General features: G+C 56.1%; 20 protein-coding genes and 1 tRNA gene. 15 read left to right on the top strand and 6 right to left on the bottom strand.

Features of this window, described 5'->3' with window-relative positions; all coding sequences use genetic code 11:
• The 7 genes from H0484_RS14020 to H0484_RS13990 form a co-directional block, all read left to right on the top strand.
• Positions 1-557: TOBE domain-containing protein (locus H0484_RS14020; protein WP_226955262.1), on the top strand; the 557-nt coding region annotated here is incomplete at its 5' end.
• Complete coding sequence (locus tag H0484_RS14015) at positions 554-1,462, top strand: ABC transporter permease subunit (protein ID WP_226955261.1); 909 nt, start codon at positions 554-556, stop codon at positions 1,460-1,462. The genes H0484_RS14020 and H0484_RS14015, both read left to right, overlap by 4 nt.
• Positions 1,459-2,259 carry an ABC transporter permease subunit gene (locus H0484_RS14010; protein ID WP_226955260.1) on the top strand — a complete coding sequence of 267 codons (801 nt, stop codon included), beginning with the start codon at positions 1,459-1,461 and terminating at the stop codon, positions 2,257-2,259. The genes H0484_RS14015 and H0484_RS14010 overlap by 4 nt, the downstream gene beginning before the upstream one ends.
• A complete protein-coding gene (locus H0484_RS14005; protein WP_226955259.1) occupies positions 2,256-2,621 on the top strand; it encodes a Spx/MgsR family RNA polymerase-binding regulatory protein in 366 nt (121 codons plus the stop codon). Before H0484_RS14010 ends, H0484_RS14005 begins: the two co-directional genes overlap by 4 nt.
• Complete coding sequence (gene rpiA, locus H0484_RS14000; RefSeq protein WP_226955258.1) at positions 2,618-3,298, top strand: ribose-5-phosphate isomerase RpiA; 681 nt, start codon at positions 2,618-2,620, stop codon at positions 3,296-3,298. The genes H0484_RS14005 and rpiA overlap by 4 nt, the downstream gene beginning before the upstream one ends.
• A 105-nt stretch (positions 3,299-3,403) precedes the next feature.
• Positions 3,404-4,132, top strand: coding sequence for a phosphate signaling complex protein PhoU (gene phoU / locus H0484_RS13995; protein ID WP_226955257.1), 729 nt, complete (start codon positions 3,404-3,406; stop codon positions 4,130-4,132).
• A gap of 264 nt (positions 4,133-4,396) precedes the next feature.
• Positions 4,397-6,436, top strand: coding sequence for a putative bifunctional diguanylate cyclase/phosphodiesterase (locus H0484_RS13990; protein WP_226955256.1), 2,040 nt, complete (start codon positions 4,397-4,399; stop codon positions 6,434-6,436).
• Positions 6,437-6,475: 39 nt separating this feature from the next.
• Here the strand turns inward: H0484_RS13990 and H0484_RS13985 are convergent, their stop codons facing one another.
• Positions 6,476-6,748 (bottom strand): oxidative damage protection protein, encoded by a 273-nt coding sequence (locus H0484_RS13985; RefSeq protein ID WP_226955255.1) that lies wholly within the window; start codon positions 6,746-6,748, stop codon positions 6,476-6,478.
• A 135-nt stretch (positions 6,749-6,883) separates the two neighbouring features.
• Entirely contained in the window at positions 6,884-8,254 is a 1,371-nt protein-coding gene (argA, locus tag H0484_RS13980; RefSeq protein ID WP_226955254.1) for an amino-acid N-acetyltransferase, read from the bottom strand.
• Positions 8,255-8,357: 103 nt separating this feature from the next.
• Between argA and hrpA the strand changes: the two genes are divergently transcribed.
• Genes hrpA through H0484_RS13955 form a run of 5 tightly spaced genes read left to right on the top strand, consistent with a single transcriptional unit; the run spans position 8,358 to position 18,963 of the window.
• On the top strand, positions 8,358-12,191 hold the full coding sequence (gene hrpA, locus H0484_RS13975) for an ATP-dependent RNA helicase HrpA (RefSeq protein ID WP_226955253.1): 3,834 nt from the start codon (positions 8,358-8,360) through the stop codon (positions 12,189-12,191).
• 36 nt (positions 12,192-12,227) lie between these two features.
• Positions 12,228-15,719, top strand: a complete 3,492-nt coding sequence (dnaE, locus tag H0484_RS13970; protein ID WP_226955252.1) for a DNA polymerase III subunit alpha — start codon at positions 12,228-12,230, stop codon at positions 15,717-15,719.
• Positions 15,716-16,828, top strand: a complete 1,113-nt coding sequence (locus H0484_RS13965; protein ID WP_226955251.1) for a glycosyltransferase family 4 protein — start codon at positions 15,716-15,718, stop codon at positions 16,826-16,828. The genes dnaE and H0484_RS13965 overlap by 4 nt, the downstream gene beginning before the upstream one ends.
• Positions 16,829-16,852: 24 nt before the next feature.
• A complete protein-coding gene (locus tag H0484_RS13960) occupies positions 16,853-17,683 on the top strand; it encodes a polysaccharide deacetylase family protein (RefSeq protein ID WP_226955250.1) in 831 nt (276 codons plus the stop codon).
• Positions 17,684-17,721: 38 nt separating this feature from the next.
• Positions 17,722-18,963, top strand: coding sequence for an O-antigen ligase family protein (locus tag H0484_RS13955; RefSeq protein WP_226955249.1), 1,242 nt, complete (start codon positions 17,722-17,724; stop codon positions 18,961-18,963).
• Between the two features lie 7 nt (positions 18,964-18,970).
• Here the strand turns inward: H0484_RS13955 and H0484_RS13950 are convergent, their stop codons facing one another.
• Complete coding sequence (locus H0484_RS13950; protein WP_226955248.1) at positions 18,971-19,735, bottom strand: YdcF family protein; 765 nt, start codon at positions 19,733-19,735, stop codon at positions 18,971-18,973.
• 12 nt (positions 19,736-19,747) lie between these two features.
• Positions 19,748-20,719: a glycosyltransferase family 9 protein gene (locus H0484_RS13945; protein ID WP_226955247.1), complete on the bottom strand. Its 972-nt coding sequence runs from the start codon at positions 20,717-20,719 to the stop codon at positions 19,748-19,750.
• Positions 20,720-20,780: 61 nt separating this feature from the next.
• On the opposite strand from H0484_RS13945, the gene msbA reads away from it, so the two are divergent.
• Entirely contained in the window at positions 20,781-22,616 is a 1,836-nt protein-coding gene (gene msbA, locus H0484_RS13940; protein ID WP_226955264.1) for a lipid A export permease/ATP-binding protein MsbA, read from the top strand.
• Position 22,617: 1 nt separating this feature from the next.
• Positions 22,618-23,124: a hypothetical protein gene (locus H0484_RS13935; RefSeq protein WP_226955246.1), complete on the top strand. Its 507-nt coding sequence runs from the start codon at positions 22,618-22,620 to the stop codon at positions 23,122-23,124.
• Between the two features lie 51 nt (positions 23,125-23,175).
• Here H0484_RS13935 and rng read toward each other — a convergent pair whose 3' ends face one another.
• Together rng and H0484_RS13925 are read right to left on the bottom strand one after the other, a co-directional pair.
• On the bottom strand, positions 23,176-24,639 hold the full coding sequence (gene rng / locus H0484_RS13930; protein ID WP_226955245.1) for a ribonuclease G: 1,464 nt from the start codon (positions 24,637-24,639) through the stop codon (positions 23,176-23,178).
• A gap of 107 nt (positions 24,640-24,746) precedes the next feature.
• Positions 24,747-24,839, bottom strand: a tRNA-Ser gene (locus H0484_RS13925).
• A gap of 349 nt (positions 24,840-25,188) precedes the next feature.
• Between H0484_RS13925 and H0484_RS13920 the strand changes: the two genes are divergently transcribed.
• Positions 25,189-26,304, top strand: a complete 1,116-nt coding sequence (locus tag H0484_RS13920) for a glycosyltransferase family 9 protein (protein WP_226955244.1) — start codon at positions 25,189-25,191, stop codon at positions 26,302-26,304.
• Positions 26,305-26,347: the final 43 nt, after the last annotated feature.

The following is a 26,347-nucleotide window of genomic DNA, read 5'->3' as shown; positions in this document are numbered from 1 at the left end:
CGGTGATGCTCGTCGGCGAACAGGTCGGTCTTGATGGCGGTGCGTGGTTTCATCGGTGCAGGCTGCGGGGTTCAGGACGTCGTAATTTTACCAAGGGCGGGCGAGGCGGAGGTTTTTCGAGGCGCCCAGAAGTCTACAATTTCCCCAGTACCCGTTTCGTCGCGGGTTTCATAGGCTCAACCAATTTATTTGCCGGCACCATTACCGTGGACGAGGCCGATCATGTGGTGATAGCAAGCGAGAGCCTCGGGCGGTCGTTTTACGTCAATCACGGTGTCAACGAACCTTTAGGGATGGAAGTCCATGTTTCCATTCGGCCGGAACACATACGCGTATTGCGCGAGGCGCCCGCCACCGAGCACAACTGGGCGCGTGGCATGGTCAGTCACGTGGCCTGGATGGGCAGCCATGCCCGCTATCAAATCCGGCTTGATTCCAGCCATGTCATAGAGGCACATGTGCCCAGCATGGTTTTGGCTATGGACGATGCTCCGGGCGTTGAAGAAGAAGTGTACGTGAGCTGGGCCAGCGATAGCGCGACGGTGCTGTCGTCATGAGGTTGTCCGCCCAAACCGCGCAACGCTGGACTTCACGTTTGGCCATCGTGCCGCCGTTTGCCTGGTTGGCCATCTTCCTTTTGGTGCCGTTCCTGCTGGTTCTCAAAATCAGCTTTTCCGATGTGCAGTTCGGCATACCGCCGTACACAGCACTGTTCGGCCTAGAGGATCAAGCACTCTCGCTCACGCTGCACCTGCGCACGTATGCGCAGCTTTTTACCGATAGCCTGTACCTGGTCACTTATCTGAGTTCGCTTAAGATGGCGGCGGTCACGACTTTGTGTTGCATGCTGATCGGGTATCCCATGGCCTACTGCATTGCACGTAGCAACCCTCGTCATCGCAATCTGCTTTTGCTGGCCGTCATATTGCCCTTCTGGACGTCATTGCTGCTGCGCGTATATGCCTGGGTGGGCATATTGCGTAATGATGGTTTGCTCAACAGCGTGTTGCTGGGCTTGGGCGTCATCGACTCACCTTTGGAAATCTATCGCACCGATTTGGCTGTCTATATAGGCTTGGTCTATGCCTATCTGCCTTTCTTTATTCTGCCTGTGTATGCCACGCTGGTTAAGTTTGACCAACGCTTGCTGGAAGCGGCTTACGACCTGGGGGCCAGACCTTGGCAGGCGTTTTTCCAGGTCACTTTGCCTTTGTCTTTACCAGGGGTGATTGCAGGGGGCATGCTGGTGTTCATACCCACTGTGGGCGAGTACGTCATTCCTGAAATGCTGGGTGGGGCCGATACTTTGATGATGGGTCGCGTCATGTGGAATGAGTTCTTCAACAACACCGACTGGCCTATGGCGGCTGCTGTAACCTGCATCATGGTGGCCCTGCTTTTGGTGCCCATGGTGCTGTTTCAGTACAACCAGATGCGTCAGGCACAGGAGGGGCGCTCGTGAACGGGTCAGTCTTTCTGCGTGTGCTGGTGTTGACGCTGGGCTACGGTTTTCTGTACATACCCATCGCTACATTGATCATTTTCTCTTTCAATGATTCGGCCTTGATGACTTCTTGGTCGGGTTTTTCCTTGAAATGGTATGTAGAGCTTTTCCATGATCAGGCTTTGCTGTCGGCTGCTTGGCTATCGCTGAAAATCGGCGCTTTAACAGCCACCGCTTCCGTGGCGTTGGGCACATGGGCGGCTTATGTGTTGGCGCGTATGGGGCGCTTTCGCGGATTTGGCCTGTATGTGGGCATGCTCAGTGCGCCTCTGGTCATGCCAGAGGTCGTTCTCGGTATCTCGTTATTGTTGATGTTTGTCGAGTTCAATACTTTATTCGGCTGGCCCGAAGGCAACGGTATCTTCACTATTTGGGTGGGCCACGTGACTCTGTGCACGGCGTATGTGGCGGTGGTGGTGCAACCTCGCATACGCGATCTGAACCGTTCTTTCGAAGAAGCCGCCCTCGATCTTGGCGCAACGCCATTAAAGGTTTTTTTCGTGGTCACCTTGCCGCTGATCGCGCCGGCCTTGCTTGCGGCCTGGTTGCTGGCATTTACCCTATCGCTGGATGACGTCGTCATTGCATCCTTCCTTTCGGGGCCAGGGTATACCACGCTTCCCCTAGAGGTCTTCTCTCGGGTCCGGCTGGGCTTAAAGCCAGAAATCAATGCTTTGGCCACCTTGTTTATTTTGGTCGTGGGTTTATGCGTCATAGTGGCTAGTCGCATGCAGGGCCGTAGGGAGTCTTTATGAGTCAACTGAAGTTATATGGTTTGAAACGCTGCAGCACGTGTGTGAAAGCATTGGCTTGGCTAGAGGACAATAAGCAGATTTACACTTTTACTGACTATCGGGAAGACCCCATAGACCCCAATCAGCTTTTGGCTTGGCAAGAGCAGTTAGGGGGCTGGGAGAAACTGGTCAATCGAGCCTCCATGACTTGGCGAAATTTGCCCGAGGATCGTAAAGCACCGGAAAACGATGCCGCGTGGCTAACGCTGATCGCAGAGTTTCCCACCTTGATCAAACGCCCCGTCTTGCTCAAGGACGAAACGGTCATGGTGGGATTCTCTGAGAAAAAATACGCGGCTTTGCTGCAGGAGTCAGGCGCATGACGCAACAACAACTTAAGCAACAGGCGGCCCAGGCAGCCATAGACCTGATAGTGCCGCAACTCAAGCCCGAGATGGTGCTCGGCGTCGGTACAGGCTCTACCGTAGACTTGTTTATCGATCTGTTGGCCGAGCATAAAGGGCGCTTCAAAGCGGCGGTTTCCAGCTCCGAGCGCAGCACGGCGCGCATGCAAGGTTTAGGAGTAGCCGTCACTACTTTGGATGAGCTCGCCGAACCCATGCCTTTCTATGTGGACGGGGCGGACGAAATCGACACGCAGCTACGCATGATCAAAGGCGGTGGCGGTGCACTGACGCGTGAAAAAATCGTGGCTTCTGCCGCACGCCAATTCGTATGTATCGTTGATGCCACCAAATTGGTCGAACGCTTAGGTGCTTTTCCTTTGCCTGTCGAGGTCATTCCTATGGCGCGCGCCATCGTGGCGCGTCGACTGCAAGAGATAGGCGGACATGTGCTTGAGCGGGCAGGGTTTCTGACCGATAATGGGTGCGTCATTCTGGACGTCGCCGGCTTGAATATGCTTGAACCCGAGCAGCTAGAAGCTACCATCAACGACATACCCGGGGTGGTTACCTGCGGCTTGTTTGCACTGTCAGCAGCCGATGTTGCCTTGGTGGCTCATGCTGACGGTGTGCGCCGGCTAAGCCGCGACGCTTAACAAAACCGTCACAATCCCGGTGTAAGCTGGCCGGAATACAGGCAAGTCGCGTGCGGCTTGCCTGTCTGCGAATGTTTACCAACCGATTTCTGCGACAAGGCTGATATGTCCGAGCACACGAACAAACAGTTCACTTCCGATCTCGAAACCACGCGTTCCATGTTTTTGCAGATGGGGGGCTTGGTTGAGACCATGGTTCGCGACGCCATGGCTGTGCTGATTAGCGGCGATTTGGCTGTTGTCGACCAGATTCGCGAGCGGGAAAAAGAAGTCAACCGTCTCGAAGTCGAAATCGACGAACGTATCAGTTTGCTGATTGCACGCAACCAGCCTACGGCAGTTGATTTACGGTTTCTGTTGGCCGTTTCCAAGATGCTCACCGACATGGAACGTTGTGGCGACGAAGCCGAGAAGATAGCCAAAGTGGCGCGTCGTCTGCATGAGTCTCATGATCATTATGTGCCGGTGGTCGAGCTCAGGCACATGACGCAAGACGTCATCAGCATGATTCGCCAGACGCTGGATGCTTTTGCGCGCGAAGATGCAGTGCACGCCGCTACGGTTGTGCGCAGCGACAAAGAGGTCGATAAAGAATGGAAAGCCGCTTTGCGCCACACCATTACTTACATGATCGAAGACCCACGCACTATTTCACGTTCCATCGATTTTATTTTTATTGCCCGATCGCTAGAACGTATCGGGGATCACGCCAAGAATATGGCCGAACGCGTTATCTACATGGTACGCGGAGACGACGTGCGTCATACCGGTATCAAGGCTACCGAACGTGCAGCACGCGGTGATGACTTTGGCGAGGAAGCCAACGACGTGTAAATGCTTACGCTTCGAGTCGCCAAATAGCCCCGTAGTCCTTAAAACTATGGGGCTATTTGCATTTTGAGCAGACATAATGAACGCCATAAGGTGTAATAAAAAATTACATCCTTGCGTTTCTGAATTTTCTGGTTACTTTTAAGAAAAAATGTTTCAGGGAGTTATGTTTCAATACAGGGTGTGATGAAATGGCGTCAGCTTAAGCGCCATTGTCATTGAGCATTTTTGCATGTGGGCGCGTCGCATACTCCAACTTGGACACAGATGGATATTGAACGTTTTCTTCATGAGCTTCCCTTGGCCGCCGGCTGGTTTGATAAGCAACTGCGCCTACGATATGTCAACGCTTTGTTCGAAGCCTACGTGGGCAAGTCCAGATCGGATTTGATTGGCTATGGCTGGGAAGACTTAGCGGGTTTGCCCGGCTTCAAGCATTTGCATGCGCCCTTGTTTCAAGGGCTGCAGCTTGATGAGGGTGAACGACAAGCCCAGCATTTACCCGTGCTCAGTGCAAACTCCCAAGAGCTCACTGTGCTAGCCACCCGCTCCGATACCGGATTATTGACCGGCGCCATGTTCTGCATCCAAGACAATACCGAGCAAGTCACTGCCAAAAAAGATCTCAGGGATTTTATGCGTGCCCTGAATGCGCACGCCATTGTGGCCATGACCGATGACAAGGGTATCATTACCTGGGCCAACGAAAAATTCTGCGAGATCTCCAAATATTCTCGCGCCGAGCTCTATGGGAAGACACATAGGGTAGTGAACTCGGGTGCGCACCCACACGCTTTTTTTGGCGAGCTATGGCGAACCATATCCTCTGGGCGTATTTGGCAGGGAGAAATCTGCAACCGAGCGAAAGATGGCGAACTGTACTGGGTGTACAGCACCATCGTTCCTTTCTTGGGGGCCGACGGTAAACCCGAAAAATACATCGCCATTCGCGCCGACATCACCAAACTTAAGCAGGTGCAGCAGCAAGCCAAAGAATTGGCGCTGTACGACCCCCTGACCAATCTACCCAACCGCAGACTGCTGTGGGATCGCATGGAGCAAAGCCGCTATGCCTCGGAAAGAACGGGTAGTTATTGCGCGCTGCTGTCCATAGACTTAGACAAATTCAAAGACGTCAATGACGTTTATGGTCATAGTCAGGGAGACTTGCTGCTTATCAAAGCGGCAGAACGTTTGAGCCAATGTGTGCGCAAAAGTGATACGGTTGCTCGCATGGGGGGCGACGAGTTCGTCATCATCATGAGTGATCTGGGCCAAGAGTACCAGTTGGCTTGTCAACGCGTTTCCGAGGTAAGCACCAAGATATTCTCCCTTATGGGTAGACCTTATCATCTGTCTGGGCTCGAAGACTCGGGCGCTGGCGGAGTGATCGCGACTCCTAGCATGGGGGTCACCTTGTATCGCGGCACCGTCGCCTCGACCGAAGAGTTGCTGCAGCAGGCCGATTTGGCGCTCTATCGAGCCAAGGCCAATGGGCGCAACTGCATGGTGTTTTTCGAGATTTCCCAGCAGGAGGAAGTCAATCGGCGTAATGCCATGGAAAACGATTTGCGCGGTGCTGTGGCGCGTAACGAGCTGTGCCTGTATTACCAGCCTATCGTCAATGGCCAGGCTGAGGTTAGCGCAATGGAGGCGCTGATACGCTGGCGTCACCCCAAGCGTGGTTTGGTGGCACCTGCCGATTTCATTCCGCTGGCTGAACAAAGTGGCTTGATCGTGCCCGTGGGCCTGTGGGTGCTAGAAACCGCGTGTCGCGAGCTGGCAGAGTGGCAACAAGACCCCGTACGCGCTAAATGGCTGATGTGCGTCAATGTCAGTGCCCGACAATTCAAAGAGCCCGGATTTTGCCAGCATTTGTTGGATATCGTGACCCGGACAGGCATTAATGTGGCCGGACTGTGTCTCGAACTTACCGAATCTCTGCTTTTCAGCAATATCGACCAGACTTTGCTCGAAAAAATACACTCCCTGAGAAGTCATGGGGTGAAAATCGCCCTGGATGACTTTGGGACGGGGTATTCCTCGCTCAGTTACCTGAAAGATCTTCCCCTGAACACCCTGAAGATAGATAGGTCGTTCTTGCGCGACATCTTGCATAACCCTAAAGACCAAGGCATTACCGATGCCATCTTGGCTCTGGCCAGAACACTGGAGCTTCAAACGGTGGCCGAAGGGGTAGAAACCCAAGAGCAATTCGAGTACCTGCGTTCGGTGGGCTTTTCACGCTTTCAGGGTTTTTTGTTTGGGCGCCCCGCCCCCAAGGAAGAACTGCAAAAACATGGGTAGCGAAGGCAGGCGCCAGCTGTAAAGGTGGCGCCTACAGACTTATTGCGACGGTGGAACGTAGCCTTGTGCTTCGACATCGACGTCGTTGAACAAGAAGTTCTCCATTTGCTGGGCCAAGTATTTGCGCGCACGGATGTCGGCAAGGTTCAGGCGGTTCTCATTGACCAAGCGGGTTTGGGTTTGCACCCACTCCTGCCAAGCTTCTTGGGAAATGTTCTGCCAGATGCGCACCCCCAGCTCACCAGGGTAGGGTGGCGCTGCTAAGCCTTCGGCTTCGCGCTTGAGCTTTACACAGTTGACCATGCGTACCATAAGCTTGCTACCTTTAGGGTTGATTTCAAACCCGGCTATTGTACCCCCCCTGCGGGAGCTTGATGCTTGCTGGGGCAAGCGTTGCACTTATGAACGAAGCGGCTGGTAAAACCAGCGCGGGGCTGGTTTCAGGCGCTATAGTTTTTTAATGAAAATATGGCTGTTTCGCGAGCGGTTATACAAAGCCTGGCGTTCGCGAGGCAAGTCGGATACGCCCCCTTGAACAAAGCCGCGTTTGATGAACCAATGCGAAGTGCGTGTGGTCAGCACGAACAAACGTTGTGCGCCCATGGCGCGCGCTTTCCCTTCGGCATGGCGCAGCAACATCTCGCCTTCCCCTTCGCCTTGCCACTCGGGGTGAACAATCAGACAGGCCATTTCGACCATGCGTTCATCAAGGTAGGGTATCAGCGCCACGCAGCCGTAAATGACGCTGTCGTGTTCCAGCACGGTAAAGCGTTCGACGTCGCGCTCTACCACTGCACGGCCCCGCGGAACCAGGGTGCCATCTGCCTCAAGCGGCTCGATCAGCTGAACAATGGCCCCAACATCGTCTATGGTGGCGGGGCGTAGATCATCCAGGGTGTCTTCGACAACCATGGTGCCCACACCATCGTGAGTGAAGATCTCCAGTAACACGCTGCCGTCCAGCGTGTAGGGCAGCAGGTGAGCGCGAGCCACCCCGCGTTTGACTGCGCGCGATGCGGCGGTCAAGAATGCGCCGGTGTCTTCGTCCAGCGTGCCGCCGGCCAGCAGCCTGTCTGCGTCTTCGCGGGCAAGCTCGGTGTCGACGCTGCCGTCTTCGTTATGGACGAAAGCGTCTTGGGTCAGGAAAATGAGTTTTTCAGCCCGTAGCGATACGGCGACACTGGTGGCCAGATCTTCCATGGCCAAGTTGAAGGCATCGCCTGTGGGTGAAAAACCCAAGGGAGACAACAGCACGATGCCATTTTGCTTGATGATGGATTTGAGAGCGTCGGTGTCGACTTTGCGTACGGCGCCAGTATGGAGATAATCGACGCCTTCGATCACGCCTACCGGGCGCGCAGTGACGAAATTGCCCGAAATCACCCGGATTTGCGCATGCGACATCGGGGTGTTGGGCAGGCCCTGGCTGAAGCTGGCTTCTATATCCAGGCGTATCTCGCCTGCGGCTTCTTTGGCGCACTCGAGTGCCTCGGACGTGGTGGGTTCAGTGCCACGACCAAACTGGGTGTTGTAGCCCTTGAGCTTCAATTGCTCGTTGACCTGTGGGCGTGAACCGTGCACCAACACCAACCTGACGCCTAGCGCCGACAGTAGGGAAAGATCCTGGATAAGGGCATTGAGCGCCCCATCGCGTACGAGCTCACCGCCAAAAGCGACAACAAAGGTTTTACCGCGGAAATCGTGCACATAAGGTGCGACTTCGCGGAACCATCGCACGAACTGTGCGGGGGCGAATTCTGGGGCTTCTTGGGCGGAAACCGTTTCAGGGTCAGGGTCGGGGTCGGTATTGTTGAGCACGGCAAAGGTTCCAAAAATCAGGGGGCAGGTGCTTGTTGGGGCGGTTGCCCAGCAAGTTCCTGCGCAAAATTATAATAAGCGGGATTCCTCTATGACGTTTTTTATGACACATTCGGCCGATTTGTCGGTAAACCTACACAAACAGCAGCCCGCGACAGCCCTTGAACGTGCGTTGCCCCCCATAGAATTTCCAGATTCCCTGCCTGTCAGTGCGCGACGGGCCGATATTGCAGCGGCCATAGAGCGGCACCAGGTGGTGGTGGTTTGCGGGGAGACAGGCTCGGGCAAGACCACACAGCTACCTAAAATTTGCCTGGAATTAGGGCGCGGCAGGCAAGGCATAATCGGCCATACCCAGCCGCGACGACTGGCGGCCACATCGGTTGCGCGCCGTATTGCCCAAGAGTTGCAAACCGAACTAGGTGACTGGGTGGGTTACCAGATTCGCTTCAATGAGCGCACCAGTGCCGGCACAGCGATCAAGCTGATGACGGACGGTATTTTGCTGGCCGAGTCACAACGCGATCCCTTGCTGCGTCGTTACGACACCTTGATCATCGATGAGGCCCACGAACGCAGCCTGAACATCGATTTTCTGCTGGGCTATCTCAGGCAGTTGCTCCCGCGTCGGCCCGACCTTAAGCTGATTATTACTTCTGCAACCATAGATGCTGCTCAATTGGCAGGCCATTTCCGTTTGCCGGGTGCCGAGGAAGTCCCCATCATTGAGGTTTCTGGTCGCCTGTATCCAGTGGAGCTGCGTTACCGGCCCGTTTTGCAGGATAAACCCGATACCAAGCCTGGCTCAGAGAAGCCCGCTGCCGCACAGGACGCGGGCGTAGATGAGCGCGATCTGATAGACGCGGTGGTCGAGGCCGTGGACGAGTGTGCTCGGGATGGGGCGGGCGACGTGCTGGTGTTTTTGCCCGGTGAGCGCGAGATTCGCGAGGCAGCGGATGCGCTTTCGGGCTGGGCCCGCAAGGGAGAGCAGATATTGCCCTTGTTTGCCCGCCTTTCGCAGGCTGATCAAGAGCGTATCTTTCGCCCCCAAGGGCAGGCACGACGCATCGTATTGGCCACCAACGTGGCGGAAACATCTCTAACCGTCCCCGGTATACGGTACGTGGTGGATAGCGGTCTGGCGCGGGTGAAGCGTTATTCGTGGCGCCAGAAAGTCGAGCAATTACGCATAGAGCCCATCAGCCAGGCATCGGCCAATCAGCGGGCGGGGCGATGCGGCCGTATCGGGCCGGGCGTTTGCATACGGCTGTATGAAGAAGTCGATTTCAAGAGCCGGGCCGAATTTACCGATCCCGAAATCCGGCGTTCGTCCCTGGCATCCGTCATTTTGCGCATGAAAGCGCTGAACCTGGATGATGTCGAGGTCTTTCCTTTTGTCGATCCCCCAGCGGGTCGAGCGATTGCAGACGGCTATCAGCAACTGCACGAATTAGGCGCTTTGGACGAAAGCAACCGATTGACCAAGGTCGGTAAAACTTTGTCCCGCCTGCCCATAGATCCGCGACTGGCTCGCATGGTGTTAGAAGCGCGTGATCAACATTGCTTGGAGGAACTTCTGGTCATCGCCTCGGCCTTGTCGGTACAAGACCCGCGTGAGCGTCCCCTGCAAGCACGAGAAGCCGCCGAGCAGTCACACAGAAAATTCTTTGAAGGTAAGTCCGAGTTTCTGGCTTACGTCAAACTTTGGCAGTGGTTGCAAACGCAGTTCGAAGCCCTGTCGCAACGCAAAGTCGCGGCTTTGCTCAAGCAGCATTTTCTTTCACCTTCGCGGGTACGCGAATGGCGCGATGTGCATACACAGTTGCGCACTATTGTGGAAGAACATAAGTGGAAGACGAACGCTTTGCCGGCAACTTTTGAGCAAGTGCATCGTGCGCTGCTGGCGGGCTTGTTGGGCAATATCGGCTTGCGTAACGATCAGGGCGGCTACACGGGGGCGCGCGAAATCCGCTTTCATGTGCACCCAGGTTCTTATTTGGCACGTAAGGCGGGCACCTGGGTGGTGGCGGCTGAGCTTGTCGAAACCACGCGCCTGTATGCGCGGTGCCTGGCCAATGTAGAGCCTACCTGGATAGAGCAGGCCGGTGCGCATTTGCTTAAGAAATCCTGGTCTGACCCGCGCTGGCTGCGTAAAGCGGGCCAAGTCGTGGCCAACGAAAGAGCCACCTTGTACGGTTTGCCCGTGTATCACGGGCGGCGCGTGCATTATGGACGTATCGAGCCTGCTCAGGCGCGCGAAATTTTCATTCGAGATGGTCTGGTGGCCGGCGACGTCGACACCAAATTGGATTTTGTGCGTCACAACCTGCAGTTGGCATCGCGTATCGAGAAGCTGGAGCATCAGACGCGTCGGCCCGATATTTTGGTGGATGACAGCCTGATCATTGCCTTCTACGATCAGCATTTGCCCGCCGACATCTGCCAAACGGCTACCCTTGAAAAATGGGCGGCTGGCCTTTCCGACACTCAGCGTAAGGCGCTTTATTTGAGTCGCGATGAGCTCATGCGCCATGAGGCCTCCGGTGTCACCACTGAAGTCTTCCCACGCAAAGTGCGTTGGCAGGGGGTCGAACTCGCGCTCGACTACCATTTCGAGCCAGGTTCGGTGAAAGACGGGGTCACGATGAGTGTGCCGTTGTTCGCCTTGAACAAGTTGCAGGCTTGGCGTTGCGAGTGGCTGGTGCCCGGCATGCTGAAAGAGAAAGTTCATCTCTTGCTGAAGTCGCTTCCGCAGAAGATGCGCCGCCATTGCGTGCCACTGCCGGATTACGCTGCCGGCTTCTATGAGCGTTGGTTTGAGCGCGCGCGCGATCCCCAGGTCCCTTTGCTTGAGGCCTTGTCTCAAGACATGTGGGAGCAAGTCAAGGTGCGTCCGACGACAACGGATTTCAAGCTTGAGACGCTGCCGGCGCATTTGTTCATGAACTTCAAGGTCGTGGATGAGCATGGGCGCATGCTGTCGGGGGGGCGTAATCTTGATGCGCTCAAGGCCGAGCATGGCGGGCAGGCGCAGGCCTCATTTCAGCAGATGGCCGCCGCGGATGCTCAGGCCGGTAAGGTTCTTGCGCATGAGAACATCACGGACTGGTCTTTCGGCGAATTGCCCGAACTGATGGAAATTTCCCGCAAGGGCCAGTCGGTCATCGGGTATCCCGCCCTGGTGGATAAAGGCACGCATTGCGAGCTGGATGTCTTTGATGACCCGGAGCAGGCAAAGGAGCAGCATCGCCTGGGCTTGTTACGCTTGTTCCGCCTCGCTTTGCGAGAGCAGGTAAAGTTTCTGGAAAAAAACCTTCCCGATCTGACTCGCATGGGCATGATGTACATGAATTTGGGTACACAAGAAGCCCTGCGCGATCAGATCGTGGATGTGGCTTTGGAGCAAGCCTGTTTGGCGGAACCATGGCCGGCTAACGCGCAAGCTTTTGCTCAGCGGGATAAAGAGGGGCGAACGCGTCTGGGCTTACTCGCACAAGAGGTGGCGCGTTTAAGCTTACAAGTGCTGACCGAGTGGCAGGCGACACAGAAAAAGCTAGTGCAGGCCAAACCGCATGCGGCCAGCCATGCTGATATCCAGGCTCAGTTAGGCGCCTTGATGGGGCCGCGTTTTCTGGTGGCGACACCCTACAGCCAACTCAGCCATTTTCCGCGTTATCTCAAGGCGGTGCAGGCCCGCATAGATAAATTGCGCGCCGACCCGGCGCGTGACGCGCGCAATATGGCGGATATGGCGCCTTTGCTGGCGCAGTATCAGCGTGCTCGTACGGCCTTGAAAGGCGCTAAAGATGCCGGATTGGATAGTTATCGGTGGATGCTGGAAGAGCTGCGCGTGGCCTTGTTTGCGCAAGAGCTGCGCACCCCTATGCCGGTCTCGGTCAAGCGCTTGCAAAAGGCTTGGGGGGCTTTACAGAGGTAGTGGCTAGTCCCTGCGGCGTTCGCATACAATTCCGGGATGTCAGAAGCCGCCTCCACCCCCCCGTTCGTTCATTTGCGCGTCCACTCCGAATTTTCGGTCGTGGACAGCACCGTCCGTATTTCTAGCCTGGTCAAGAAGGCCGTTGGTTTCAACCAGCCGGCCTTGGCCTTGACCGATTTGGGTAACCTCTTTGGTCTGATCAAGTTCTACAAGGCTGCCAGAGGCAAGGGCGTAAAGCCCATCGCCGGTTGCGACGTCTGGGTTCAGAACCTGGAAGAGCGGGACAAACCCTATCGCATGCTTTTGCTGGCGGCCTCGTCAGCGGGCTATCTGGCGTTGTGCGAATTGCTCTCTCGTGCTTGGCTAGAGAACCAGAATATGGGGCGGGGTGAAGTTCATCCTGCCTGGCTCGAAAATCAGCCAGGATTGATCCTGCTTTCCGGCGGGCGCATGGGCGATATCGGCCAGGCGCTGTTGGCGGGTCGTATCGACGAGGCACAAGAGATGGCGCGTCATTGGTCATCTTGCTTTCCGGGCGCTTTTTATATCGAGCTGCAGCGTGCCGGCCATGAGGGCGACGAAGCCTATGTTCAGGCGGCGCTCAGGCTGGCGGCAAAATCGGGTTTGCCCGTGGTCGCCACGCACCCGGTGCAGTTTCTCGAAGAAGAAGACTTCCGCGCTCACGAGGCGCGTGTGTGCATTGCCGAGGGCGAACAACTGGGCAATCCGCGCCGAGTCCGACGCTTTACCCCAGAGCAATACCTGCTCAGCTCAGAGCAAATGGCCGAAAAATTTGCTGATGTGCCCAGCGCTTTGCTCAACTCGGTCGAAATCGCCAAGCGCTGCAATCTGGAGCTCGTGCTGGGCAAACCCCAGCTGCCTATATTTCCCACGCCCGAGGGCGTGACGCTGGACGATCACCTGATCAATTTGTCGCAGCAGGGCTTAGAGCGGCGTCTCGAATTCCTGTTTCCCGACCCCGCCGAACGCGAGGAGCGGCGGCCACAATACCAAGAGCGCCTGGAATGGGAATGCAAAACCATCATCCAGATGGGTTTTCCAGGCTACTTCCTGATTGTGCAGGACTTCATCAACTGGGGTAAAAGCAATGGTGTGCCCGTTGGGCCGGGGCGTGGTTCGGGGGCGGGTTCGCTGGTCGCTTACAGTTTGGGCATTACCGACCTTGACCCCATACGTTATGACTTGCTGTTCGAGCGGTTCTTGAACCCCGAGCGGGTGTCCATGCCCGACTTCGATATCGATTTCTGCCAAGATAACCGCGAACGCGTCATCGACTACGTCAAGCAAAAATATGGCAAGGCGGCTGTCAGCCAGATTGCCACTTTTGGTACGCTGGGTGCTAAAGCCGTGGTTCGCGACGTGGGCCGTGTGCTGGAAATGCCGTATTCACTATGTGACGGTTTATCCAAGCTGATCCCGTTTAATCCCGCCGACCCCTGGTCTCTCGAGCGTACCCTGGCCAATGAGCCCGCCTTTCGCGAGCGTTACGACCAAGATGAAGAGGTCAAAGCGCTGGTGGATTTGGCTCAGCCACTGGAAGGCTTGACGCGCAATATCGGTATGCATGCCGGCGGCGTGTTGATTGCGCCGGGCAAACTGACGGATTTTTGCCCCCTGTATTGTCAGCCTGGAGCCGATAGCAGCGCGGTATCGCAATTCGATAAAGACGACGTGGAAGCCGCGGGTTTGGTCAAGTTCGACTTCCTGGGCTTGCGCAACCTGACGATTCTTGACTGGGCGGTGCGATACGTTCGCCGGTGTAACAAAGACAAGCACGATTTCGACATCATGGCGCTTGCGCTGGATGATACGGCGGTCTACAAGTTGCTGAGCGAGGGCAACACCACTGCGATTTTCCAGCTGGAATCGCGTGGCATGAAAGACTTGCTGCGCAAGTTACGGCCCAGCACTTTCGAAGACATCATCGCCGTAGCGGCACTGTTCCGTCCGGGCCCGCTTGAGTCGGGCATGGTCATCGATTTCGTCGATCGCAAGCACGGTCGCGCCGAGGTCGATTACTTTCATCCAGACCTCGAACCCGTGCTTCAAAGCACGTATGGCGTCATCGTTTACCAAGAACAGGTGATGCTGATCTCGCAGATCATTGGCGGCTATAGCTTGGGCGGCGCCGACCTGTTGCGCCGGGCCATGGGCAAGAAAAAGCCCGAAGAAATGGCCAAGCATAGAGAAATTTTCGAGAAAGGCGCAGTCGAAAAAGGCTACGACGCCGATCTGGCCGTTAAGCTTTTCGACCTGATGGAAAAATTCGCGGGTTACGGCTTCAACAAGAGTCACTCCGCCGCTTATGCCTTGATTGCCTATCAGACGGCCTGGCTCAAGGTTTACCACCCAGCAGAGTTTCTTGCTGCCACCTTGTCGTCCGACATGGACGATACCGACAAGGTTCAGACATTCTGGAAGGACGCATTGCTGAATGGCGTGACCGTGCTGGCGCCGGATATCAATGCCTCGGCTTATCGCTTTGAGCCAGTTGAAGACGCGCACATGAAGCAGGGGCGCCCGCCGCGCACCATTCGCTATGGTTTGGGTGCGGTCAAGGGAACCGGCCAGGCGGCGGTTGAAGAAATCGTTCGGGCGCGACTTGAGGGCGGCCCTTTTAGCAGCTTGTTCGATTTCTGCCGACGCATAGACCGTCATACAGTCAATCGCCGAGCCATCGAGGCGCTGATTCGCGCCGGCGCTTTCGACACCATAGACGAGAACCGGGCTGCTTTGCTTGCCACGGTAGGCAATGCACTTGAGGCCGCCGAGCAAGCCGAGCGCAGCGCCAATCAGGTCTCATTGTTTGCCGATGATAGCGACGATATTGTCGAGGGTGAACTGGCCAAGGTTGCACCGTGGGACTTACAGCAGCGCTTGTCCGAAGAGAAGCTTGCTTTAGGCTACTTCTTCAGTGCCCATATGTTCGACGCTTGGCGTGACGAAGTACGCCGCTTTGCCTCTACCCCATTGGCTAGGCTGGCACCTTCGCGTACACCGCAATGGTTTGCCGGCGTGTTGGCTTCGGTGCGTGTGCGCATGACGCGACGCGGCAAAATGTTGTATGCCATGTTGGATGACGGCACGGCTCAGGTCGAGGTTGCCATTTTCAACGAGTTGCTTGAACAGCACCGTGGGCGCCTTAAAGAAGACAGCCTTATCATCATGAAGGGCAAGGTCAGAAATGACGATTACTCGGGCGGCTTGAGCGTTTCGGCCGAAGAGATATACGACTTGCAGATGGCGCGTGAAGCCCATGCCAAGTGCTTGTATATCAGTTTGAATGGCCAGGCCGATGCCGCACGGCTTAAGCAAATACTCGAACCTTATCGCGCTAAGGCCGATGACGCGACGCTGGGCGTGCCTGTCGAGGTGGCCTTGCATCGCGGTGAATACGCTTGCCAATTAAGGTTGGGCGACGACTGGCGCGTGCGTATGGCTCCGGCCATGGTGCACCAGTTACTTGAGTGGGCCCGTCCCGAACACGTCGAGATACGTTACGCATGAAGCCTTTGCGCATTGTCCATTCCGAGGCCGCCACCGACTGGGGCGGCCAAGAGCAATACATTTATCGGATGATGCTGCTGATGCGCGAGCGTGGCCATCATCTGGAAGCTATTTGCCAACCGGAAGCGGAACTGACAGCCCGACTACGTGAAAGTGGCTTCACCGTTCACACACTGCCTATGGATGGCACGCTGAATTATTGGCGCGGCGTGGCGCAGGTCCGTCGTATTCTCAAAGACGGGCGTTTTGACGTGCTTAACACGCACAGCCGCCGTGACGCTTTATTGGCCGGCCTGGCAGGGCGCTTGGCGGGTACACCCTTGATCGTGCGTACCCGGCATTTGGCCAAGCGGCCGCGTTCACTATTGTCTTACACACGCATTCCGCATTGCGTTGTCACGCCCAGCGAGTTCGTGCGCCAGTCACTGATAGAACGGGGTGTCGCCCCCAATAAGGTTGCGGTGGTGTATCCCGTCGTCTCTTTGCAGATACCCGAGCAAGACTCCACTTTGCGGGCCGAGCTGGGTCTGGATGAGCAGGCCGTCATTGTCGGTTGCGTAGCCGCCATGCGCCCTCGAAAAGGCCATGCGACGCTGTTCCAGGCGATGCAGCCGCTTTTACGTGAACGACCCAATGTGCATCTGGTATTCATTGGTGATGGCGAACCGGTGTTTCAGCAGCTGCAGCAAAGCATTGAGCAAGCCGGCTTGCAGCAGCAAGTGCATTTGCTGGGGCGTCGGGGCGATGTCCCCAATTTGCTTAAAGGGCTGGATGTTTTTGCCCTGGCGACAGAGCAAGAGGCTTCTGGCACCGTGTTTGTCGAGGCTGCCATGGCGGGTTTGCCCGTAGTGGGCACCAGGGTCGATGGCGTGCCCGAGATGCTGAGCGAAAACGTCACTGGCTTGCTGGTGCCGGTGGGTGACGCCCAGGTGTTGATGCAGGCCTTGCGCAAATTGCTGGATGACCCAGCGCTGCGTCGCGAAATGGGCAGTGCCGGGCTGCGCCTCATACTTGAGCAAGGCAAATTCACGCCCGAAGGCATGGTAGAGCGCGTGGAAGCCTGCTATGGTCGATGGCTGAGCGAGCGTGGTGCCGGAAAGCCGGCCTGAATAGCGCTGAAACAGGATGAACACATGATATACGCCCATTCCATACCCGTCTTGATGTATCACCATGTGTCGCCGGCGGGCGGCTTTATTTCGGTGACGCCCGAGAATTTCGACTCCCAACTGGCTTGGCTGGCGCAGCATGGCTACCGTGCTCTGACGACGGACGAATTCGCGGATCACCTATCTGGCCGCCGGCTCGCCCCGGCGCGTTCTGTGTTGATCACTTTCGACGACGGTTATTTGGATAACTGGATTTATGCCTATCCGCTGCTTAAGCGGCATGGCTACCACGCTACGTTTTTCGTCGTCACCGGGCAATTGGGCGAAGGGCCGGTGCGCACCGAGATGCCGGCCCATGACACCGTATCGCATCAGGAATGCGAAGCGCGTATCGCTCAGGGGCAGGCCGATAGTGTCATGCTTCGCTGGAGCGAAGTAAAAGCCATGCGCGATGGCGGCTATGCCGAGTTCCATAGCCATAGCCATACCCATACACGCTGGGACCGAGTTGAGGCCGCCAACAAGAACCAACGTATGCGCGAAGAGCTTGAACAGTCTCGCGAAGCTTTTTTGGCTCATTTCGGCGAGGCTTCCGAACATTTATGCTGGCCTCAAGGTTATTTCGATGCCGACTACCAGCGTATTGCCCAAGAAGCAGGTTTCCGTTATCTGTATACCACCGAGCCTTTTGGCCAAAATCTGGTGGGTGGTGATGCCAGCCACATTTACCGTTTTGCCGTGCGCAATACTCACGGGGCTTCGGTCGGACGGCGTATTCAGGTAGGGCAGGGGCGTGTTGTCGGGCCCTTGTTCCATGCTTGGAAGCGTTGGCGTCGTGCTGCCAAGCGCAGCTGAAACCCTTCCTCTCTTTTCCACTCTTTCTCTCTTCTATCATGCCTTCCGCCGCGTCTGCTGTTTCTTCCGGCATGCTGGCTCAGCGCTATACCTGCCTGGCCGTCTTCCTTTTTTTCTCTATTTCCTTAGTGGTGCCATCAGGCTACTCGGTGGGCTCAGCTTTGCTGTTTCTTGCGGGTTTGACGGTGCTCGCGCGCCCGGGGGTTTGGCCTGAATTGCAAAGGGAAGATAAACGCCTGTTATGGGTGTTTGGCTTGTTTTTTCTGGGCTGGGCGCTTGAGATTTGGCTGGATGGGCAATCCTCCAGCCGTTTCGACAAATCCGTGCGCATTGTGTGTGCGATGGTGGCCTTGCTATGGCTGTTGCGGCATGCGCCCAAAGCCGCGTGTTTTTGGGGCGGCATCGCCGCCGGCGCTATTGCGGTTGGGGTGTGGTCTGGCTGGCAGCGCTGGATACTGGGGATGGAAAGCATAGAGGGCTACACCCTTATTATTCAGTTTGGCAACATTGCCATGCTGCTGGGCATGATGAGCCTGGCGGGTGTGGGTTGGGCGTGGTTTGATCGGCGTTCATCCATCTGGAGCGCGTGGCTGTTGCTTGGCTTTTTCTCTGGTTTGGCGGCTTCTTTTCTGTCCGGCTCGCGAGGCGGGTGGATAGGAGCACCTTTGGTACTCTTGTTGATACTGTTCGGCTACCGGGATCGTTTGCCCAAGTACTTGTTAAGCGGCTTTGTGGCGCTTATGGTGTTGCTTGTCGCAGTGCTGTATCAAGCCCCTTCCACCGGAGTCCAACAGCGCGTGGAACTCGCCGTCAGCGATGTACAGCTATATCTTGATCAAGCCAGGGTCGACACCTCGGTGGGGGCACGCTTCGAGATGTGGCGTACAGGCTTGTTGATTGCCCGCGAATCGCCTCTGATCGGCATGGGGGGGCAGGGCATGCAGCGCTATATGGAAACGCTGGTCGAGGAAGGAAAAGTCGACCCTATCGTGACGAATTTTGGCCATCTGCACAATGAGTACGTGGATATGACGGCCCGACGAGGCTTGATAGGGCTGGGTCTGCTGCTGGCCTTGTATTTGGTACCGTTGGCTGCGTTTGCGGGTCGGATGTGCTCAAGTAACGTGCAGGCTCGGCCTTATGCATTGGCAGGGGCGGTACTGTGCGTGTCGTATATATGCTATGGCCTTTCCCAGACCTTTCTAAGTCATAACAGTGGGGTCATGGTGTACTTTTTTGGCGTCGTCATTTGTTGGTCTATGGTGCGGCGCTACGACTAAAGCGGCCTCAGGCCCAGCCTCGCACCCAATAAAGCAGCAAAGCGGCGTATTCCTTAATGATCGAACGCGAAGCCGCGAGGGCCCGTTCGTTAGGTAGCCACATCGAAAACTCAGGGTCTTGGGGGGCAACGATCTGTGGTGGGGAAGGGGCCGCAGTGACGGCTATGTCCAGTTTCTTAAAAGCAGCCATGGCTCTGGGCATGTGTAAACCCGAGGTCACCAGCAGCACCGGCCCTATTTTCCGCTCATTCAGTTCTTGTTGGGTGAACAAGGCATTTTCACGGGTGTTTTGACTGCGTTCTTCCAGAATCATGGCCTCGGCGGGTATTTGCTCGCGCTCCAGCGCTGCGGCCATGGTTTGCGCTTCACTGGTACTGCCGTCCAGTAAGGCACCTGACAGCACCATGAGCGGAGCCCGGTTGGCGTGGTAAAGCTGAGCAGCCGTGTCGCTACGTGTAATACGCTTGTCGGGGTCGTAGTCTTCAAACCAGTTGGGCCTCCCGCCTGCGGTATGTCCCCCCAGCACGACAATAGCCTCCGCCTTGGGCAAATCTTGTGGCGCTTGGTAGGGATAGCGTTGTTCCAGCCAACCACCGGCCCAAAGCGAGGTGGCCGGCAATGACCACATGCCGCCCCAAATCAGCGCAACAACGACCAGAAGCTTGGCTGTGCGCCGGCAACGCAGTATGCGCATAAGGACAGCGCCACATAGCAGAGCCACGCAAAGATTGAGCGGGATAATGAACTGTGCCAGAAAATTCGATAGCGACATTGGGGTGTGGTGTTAGTGGGCTTTGCCCAGCTGGGCCATGACTTGGGAGAAGACGGTTTGGACGGTAGGCCAGGCGTCCATCTCGCCCAGACATTGTGCATTCGGTGACCAAGGGCCAGTTCGCGACGGACTGGTGACGCCAAACAGCGTAAGCTGGGGCGCGTTGACAGCCGCTGCCAAATGAGACACGCCGGAATCGTTACATACGACCAGCGCAGCCATGCCAGTGAGTGTAGCAAACGCCCCTAAGGGCAGAGGGGGTAGGCAAACAGCCTCCGGCACTGCCGCGCGTGCTTGCCCGGTTTCGGAGGGGGGCGGGCACATGGCAACCTTTACGCCCTGGGCCTGTAGCAAAGAGGTAAGCTCGCGAAAACCTGACCAAACCTTGATGCGGCCTTTATGCAAGCCCGTAGCGGTTGGGGCAATGAGTACGAAGGGTTGGTCGGCCAAGCCAACGCTGACCAGGGCAGCTTGGGCTTGTTGCTTTTGGGCTTCGGTGGTGTGTAGGCCCAGCTCTTGCGGGACTTCGCGATTGTGAATGGGTAGCTGCCACTGCGCCAAGGTGTTCATGGTTAGATGATGCCATGACTGCACGGCATGCAAGCTTTGCGTAGGCTTGTTCATGGGCCAGCGCAATAACAGGCTGCGCCCGTCGTCTCGATAGCCCGCGCAAGGTAGGCCGGCCAGACGGAATGCCAATGCACTGGAAAGCGAGTCGGGCAGCAGCAGGCCTCGTGCAGCTTGATGCGCTCGTGCCTGCGACACGGCGGCTCGGTCTTGCCATAGTTTGCTGCTCATGGGAATAAAACCGTGTAGTTCCGTGTGTCCCGAGAGCAGCTCCTGCGCCCAGGGCCGCGCACAAACAATCACCGGGCGCCCGGTTTGGCTAAGCAGGGCCAGGCTGGGCAAGCTCATGCAAACATCACCCACCCAGTTGGGCAGGCGTACAAAAATGGTTTCTGATGCTTTGGTAGAGGAGGTCATCGGGTGCAGCGGCAGCACGCTAAAATGGCAAACTCTCCCAGTATAAAAGTGAGTGGACGTTTTGAGCCAAGAGTCTTCCGCCCGGCACGCTGCCGGCGCGCCCGTGGAGTTTTCGCTGTGGCGCCGCATTTACCTCAGGGTTGGGCCCTATTGGAAAGTCGTCGTGTTGGCGACGCTGATGGTCAGCCTGGCCGCAGCCACGCAACCCACACTCGCCATCATCATGAAACCTTTGCTGGACGAAGGATTCTCGGGCGCCAAGCCGCAATACGTGTGGATGATCCCCCTGGCGGTCATTGGCCTTACCCTGGTGCGCGGTTTCAGTAACTTTGCCAGCGATTACCTGCTTTCGTGGGTAGCCAACAATATGTTGTTGGGTATACGCAAAGATATGTTTTCGCGTTTGCTTGAACTCCCCGACGAGGCCTTCAAGCGTGGTGACACGGGGCGCCTGCTTAACCGCTTTACAGTAGACGCTGGTGTGGTTACCAGCATGGCCACCGAGGTCATTACCGTCATTGTCAAAGAAGTGCTTATTGTTGTGGCGTTGTTGGGCGTGCTTTTATACATGTCTTGGCAACTCACATTGATCGTCATCGTCATGTTGCCGGTGTCCACGTTCATCGCACGCTTGTTTATCAAGCGTTTGCGCCGCATCAACCGCGACACCATCACCATGAATGCCGAGTTGACGCGTGTGGTGCGTGAAGGCATAGACGGCCAGCGTGTGATCAAGCTTTTCGACGGTAAAGCGCGGGAGTCCGAGCGCTTTGATTACGTCAACGCGCGTTTGCGTCGTTTTGCCATGCGGGCTGCCAGCGCTGATGCGGCGATGACGCCCCTGACACAGGTGGCCATAGCGATAGCGGTGGCGTCGGTGATTGCCGTGGCCTTGTACCAGGCCAATGCCGACACGCTCACTGTGGGCGGGTTCGCAGCTTTCATGGCGGCCTTGGCACAGATTTTCGATCCGGTGAAGCGCCTGACGAACGTTGCAAGCAAGATGCAGCGTATGCTGGTTTCCGCAGAAAGCGTGTTCACGCTGATCGATGAGGTCGGGGAAACGGATCAAGGCAAGCATGCCTTGCCGTCGCCTGTGCGGGGCAAGGTAGAGTTTCGCGATATCCGTCATCGCTTCCCAGGGGCTGCAGCCGACACGCTGGCCGATGTTTCCTTTACGATAGAACCTGGGCAAACCGTGGCCTTGGTAGGGCGTTCGGGTAGCGGGAAAACCACGCTGGCCAATATGCTGCCGCGCTTTGTCACGCCAACCGAGGGCGGCGTATACGTAGATGGGAATCTCATCACGGATTGCACACTGTCCAGCCTTCGGGCTCAGTTATCCTTGGTCAGCCAAGATGTCGTCATGTTCGAAGGTACGATTGCCGATAACGTCGGTTACGGCGCCCTGCACGAAGCCAGCGAACAAGAAATCAATGCCGCCATTGATGCGGCGCATTTGCGCGAATTCGTCGATTCACATCCACATGGCCTGCAGGCCAAAGTGGGCGAGAACGCAAATGTGTTGTCGGGCGGGCAGCGTCAGCGCTTGGCTATTGCGCGGGCCCTGATCAAGAATGCCCCTATCTTGATCCTGGATGAGGCGACCTCGGCGCTGGACAGCGAATCCGAGAGCCAAGTTCAGGCTTCTCTAGACCGTCTTATGGCGGGGCGTACCACGCTGGTCATCGCCCATAGGCTTTCTACCGTACAAAAGGCCGACAAAATTCTAGTGCTGGATGCCGGCCGCATCATTGAGCAGGGTTCGCATGACGAGCTGCTGGCCAAAGGCGGCTTGTACGCGGCGCTATATCAGATGCAGTTTCAACAAATGCCTGGCGACACCGCCAACGAGTCGGCGCAGCCCACGCTTCGCCCTGAAAACGAAGAGGAATGACATGATGAAACGATGGATGGGTGTGTTGGCTTGCCTGGCAACCGTAGGGTGCGCCTCTACCGGAGCCGGCTCGGGCAGCATAGGCTTGAGCCAACTCGAACGCGAGACTTATCAGCGTGAAAGCCGTCGTTTGCCTATGGATTTCGTCAAAATCCAGCGCGCCGTGTTTCGTCATCAAGCGCTGTGCGGTGGCGACGTGAAATTCGCGGTAGACGGCAGCAATGCCACCTATGCACGCATTACCAAGGCTTATAAACCCGGGGCGGAAAACCTTAGCGCAACCTTGGTGTTGGGCTTGCAGATGATGCAAGACCTGACAACTAAAGCTGATTTATTCAGTTACTACACGCCTTCCAAAGCGCAAATCAACTCTATCTATAACGTTATATTGCGCCCCGACCTTTGCCCAGGCCAAGAGGGCAATGAAGACTGGATAGAAATCGAGAGCGAAGAGGAAGATAGCGACGGTGGCCTTGAGGGTTCTGAGCCTGGCATCAGAATCCTTTAAACCGGCAGATGGCGCCTAACGCTTAAAGGCGTACGGCGCCAGCCGCAAGCATCAAATCAAAATAATGTCGTACTCTTCCTGAGAGTATGTGGTTTCCACACTCAGTGAAACTGGCTTGGCGATAAAGTCACCCAGCATCGCAAGATGCTGGCTTTCTTCTTCAAGAAACAGGTCGATTACACTTTGCGAAGCCAGAATACGGAATTCTCGTGGGTTGAATTGACGTGATTCGCGCAAAATCTCACGCAAAATTTCATAGCAGACCGTGCGCGGGGTTTTGACGATGCCGCGAGATTGGCAGGTTGGGCAGACTTCGCATAATTGGTGGGCTAATGAATCGCGCGTGCGCTTGCGTGTCATTTCGACCAAACCTAGCTGGCTGAAGCCGCTTACCGTTACGCGGGTGCGGTCGCCGGCCAAAGCCTTTCTTAGTTCTGCCAATACCGCATCGCGATGCTCAGCGTCATCCATATCGATAAAGTCGATGATGATGATGCCGCCCAAATTACGCAGACGTAATTGGCGGGCGATGGCAACGGCGGCCTCTAGATTGGTTTTGAATATGGTGTCGTCGAAGTTGCGCCCGCCTACATAGCCTCCGGTGTTGACGTCTATCGTTGTCAGGGCTTCAGTTTGATCGATGATGAGGTAGCCGCCAGACTTAAGGTCGACACGGCGAGACAAGGCGCGTGCGATTTCTTCGTCAACGTTGGCGGTATCAAACAAGGGGCGTTCGCCACTGTAATGACGAATGCGATCACTGACCGAGGGCGTAAAGACAGCGGCCCATTCCGTCAGGTCTTGTGTGGTGGTGCGGGAGTCGACCAGAATCGCGTTGGTATTGGGCGTGGTCATGTCGCGCAGCACGCGTTGCGCCAACGTAAGGTCGTCGTATAACAGGGCAGGTACCGGCACAGTGCGTGTCTTGGCCTGGATACGCGACCACAAGGTGCGCAGATAGACGATGTCGGACGCTAGTTCTTCGTCAGAGGCGTCTTCAGCTTGCGTGCGAACGATAAAGCCCCCGGTCTCGTCAGCAGGGCGCAGGCCTTGCACGCGCTCTCGCAAAGCCAGGCGTTCAGCTTCAGAACCGATTTTTTGAGAGATGCCAACGTGAGGGTCGTAGGGCAGGTAAACCAGCATGCGCCCCGCGATGCTAAGGTGGGTGGACAGCCGCGCCCCTTTGCTGCCTAGGGGGTCTTTGATGACTTGCACCAGCAAAGACTGCCCTTCAAACAACAGCTTTTCTATCGGGGTAGGCGCTGCGTTGGCCCCGCGTTCCATGCGATTTTGGCGTAAATCGCCGACGTGTATGAACGCCGCGCGCTCAAGGCCGATATCGACAAAGGCGCTTTGCATGCCGGGCAACACGCGCACCACCTTGCCAAGATAAAGATTGCCCACGTGACCGCGCTGAATACTGCGCTCTATGTGAAGTTCTTGCGCTGTGCCTTGCTCGACGATGGCCACCCGGGTCTCGAAAGGCGTGACGTTGATGAGGATGTCTTCTGTCATGGGATCCAGGAGGTTGCAGAGTCGATCAAGTATAGACGAGGGCTGCTTGGGCCAGAGTCCAGAAGACAAGAAAAAAGCCCTTGATTTCTCAAGGGCTTGATTCATTCTGGCGGAGACGGAGGGATTCGAACCCTCGATGCGGGTATAAGCCGCATGCTCCCTTAGCAGGGGAGTACCTTCAACCTCTCGGCCACGTCTCCGCGAGGTAAGCCCCGAATTCTAGCATAAATTTTTCCCCTGTTTTTAGTAAGTCACGCTTTAAAAGACATTGCTGAGTGTTTGCCGATCAACCAGTGTAGAGAGCTACGTAGTTAACAGGGCTGGGTTATCCCCAGTAATTGTGCATAACCCTGGGGGAAACCTTGGAACACCTTATGCAAGTGCAATGAATATGCGTGTCTGAGGTTGTTCGGGTAGGTTTTGACCAATCTCTTTGTGACAGCAGTACTATCGGCTTAAGAATCATGCGCTTGCTTACATTCGTTGTCGCCGAAGGCTTAAGCGGTGCGCTAGAATCGCCTATCTTCAATTTGCTTTGAATTATGCTCAATGGCCGAAAACACCGCGCCTGATGGCGTTTTGCGTAGCCGGATGGCCATCTATATATCGGGCGGCATCGGTGACGTTGTTCTGCATATGGGGTATGTGCGTGCCCTTGCCCAAGAGGTCGGTGAACCTCTTACCATGTTGCTGCCCCATGCTCAGGCTACGCATTGCCTGTTTGATTCGCAGTCCTACATAGATAGGGTCATCGGTCTGGAAGATATTCATAAAGATCGCAAGCACCGTGTTGCACATCTGAGTGAATTGCTGCGGGCACAGCAGATAGACACTTTGTTTTTGTTCAGCTTCCATCGCTTCGTGGCTCAGGCAGCCAAGCGCGCAAGGGTGGCACGCCGTGTGGGTTTTATTCGCTATCACCAGCCTCATTTGGCGCGACTGCTGACCCATAGGGGTTGGGTCAGGCGTAGGGGTACGCCTCATCCGGATACCCACACATGGTTGCCACCCATCTTGCGACGCTGTGGTTACGACGTAACGCCGGTCTATCCTTCTTTGGAGGTGGCGCCGGCCGCGCGGGATCAGGTGCGCGAACTGTTACCAGCCGATGCTTCTCGCATGGTGGGTATTGGGCTAAATGGTTCCAGCGCCGACAAAAGATATAGCGGCGAAGCATTTGCCCTGGTCATTCAACAATTGCATCAGCGCTTTCCCGGGCTTAGCTTTTTATTATTCGGCGCGAGCGATGTGGCGGATACGGCCAGTGCTATCTGTGCCTGTCTGCCCAGCGACGTGTCGCTGATAAACATCACCCAAAGCAAGCTGAATCTATGTGAAAGCGACGCTTTGTTGGCCGAATGCAGCTATTTCATCGGCAATGACAGCATGGGCTTGCATTTGGCACTTGCCCACCAAATACCTTCTATAGGGCTGTTTGGCGCTACGCCGCCCATGAGCTACGTACCCTGGTTATATCCTGTCGTCACTACAATTCCCTCTAGCATGGACGGCATCAGCCCTCAGGCTGTTATCGACACCGCTTGCCGGCATTTCCAGTTGGGTTTGGCTGCCGCTTCAGCCTTGCAGCCCGAGCTGCCTGCTTCTCCAGCTGGGTCATTGTCTTCGGTAGAACCGGCGTCGCGTTTGGAGCGCAGCGCCTGTTAGTTCAAGAGGGCTGCAAGTCGACTTCGACTTGACGCGGCTTTAA

This window comes from Mesopusillimonas faecipullorum, from assembly GCF_020539505.1.
Classification (GTDB): domain Bacteria; phylum Pseudomonadota; class Gammaproteobacteria; order Burkholderiales; family Burkholderiaceae_B; genus Mesopusillimonas; species Mesopusillimonas faecipullorum.
This window is presented reverse-complemented; position numbering and strand designations above follow the sequence as displayed.

Bases quoted from the DNA above. Each gene is read 5' to 3' on its own strand.
- H0484_RS13990 (WP_226955256.1), top strand. From the start codon at position 4,397: ATGGATATTGAACGTTTTCTTCATGAGCTTCCCTTGGCCGCCGGCTGG.
- H0484_RS13960 (WP_226955250.1), top strand. From the start codon at position 16,853: ATGATATACGCCCATTCCATACCCGTCTTGATGTATCACCATGTGTCG.
- rpiA (WP_226955258.1), top strand. From the start codon at position 2,618: ATGACGCAACAACAACTTAAGCAACAGGCGGCCCAGGCAGCCATAGAC.
- H0484_RS13985 (WP_226955255.1), bottom strand. From the start codon at position 6,748: ATGGTACGCATGGTCAACTGTGTAAAGCTCAAGCGCGAAGCCGAAGGC.
- hrpA (WP_226955253.1), top strand. From the start codon at position 8,358: ATGACACATTCGGCCGATTTGTCGGTAAACCTACACAAACAGCAGCCC.
- H0484_RS13965 (WP_226955251.1), top strand. From the start codon at position 15,716: ATGAAGCCTTTGCGCATTGTCCATTCCGAGGCCGCCACCGACTGGGGC.
- H0484_RS13935 (WP_226955246.1), top strand. From the start codon at position 22,618: ATGATGAAACGATGGATGGGTGTGTTGGCTTGCCTGGCAACCGTAGGG.
- H0484_RS14015 (WP_226955261.1), top strand. From the start codon at position 554: ATGAGGTTGTCCGCCCAAACCGCGCAACGCTGGACTTCACGTTTGGCC.
- H0484_RS13955 (WP_226955249.1), top strand. From the start codon at position 17,722: ATGCCTTCCGCCGCGTCTGCTGTTTCTTCCGGCATGCTGGCTCAGCGC.
- H0484_RS13945 (WP_226955247.1), bottom strand. From the start codon at position 20,719: ATGACCTCCTCTACCAAAGCATCAGAAACCATTTTTGTACGCCTGCCC.
- phoU (WP_226955257.1), top strand. From the start codon at position 3,404: ATGTCCGAGCACACGAACAAACAGTTCACTTCCGATCTCGAAACCACG.
- H0484_RS13950 (WP_226955248.1), bottom strand. From the start codon at position 19,735: ATGTCGCTATCGAATTTTCTGGCACAGTTCATTATCCCGCTCAATCTT.
- H0484_RS14005 (WP_226955259.1), top strand. From the start codon at position 2,256: ATGAGTCAACTGAAGTTATATGGTTTGAAACGCTGCAGCACGTGTGTG.
- H0484_RS13920 (WP_226955244.1), top strand. From the start codon at position 25,189: ATGGCCGAAAACACCGCGCCTGATGGCGTTTTGCGTAGCCGGATGGCC.
- rng (WP_226955245.1), bottom strand. From the start codon at position 24,639: ATGACAGAAGACATCCTCATCAACGTCACGCCTTTCGAGACCCGGGTG.
- dnaE (WP_226955252.1), top strand. From the start codon at position 12,228: ATGTCAGAAGCCGCCTCCACCCCCCCGTTCGTTCATTTGCGCGTCCAC.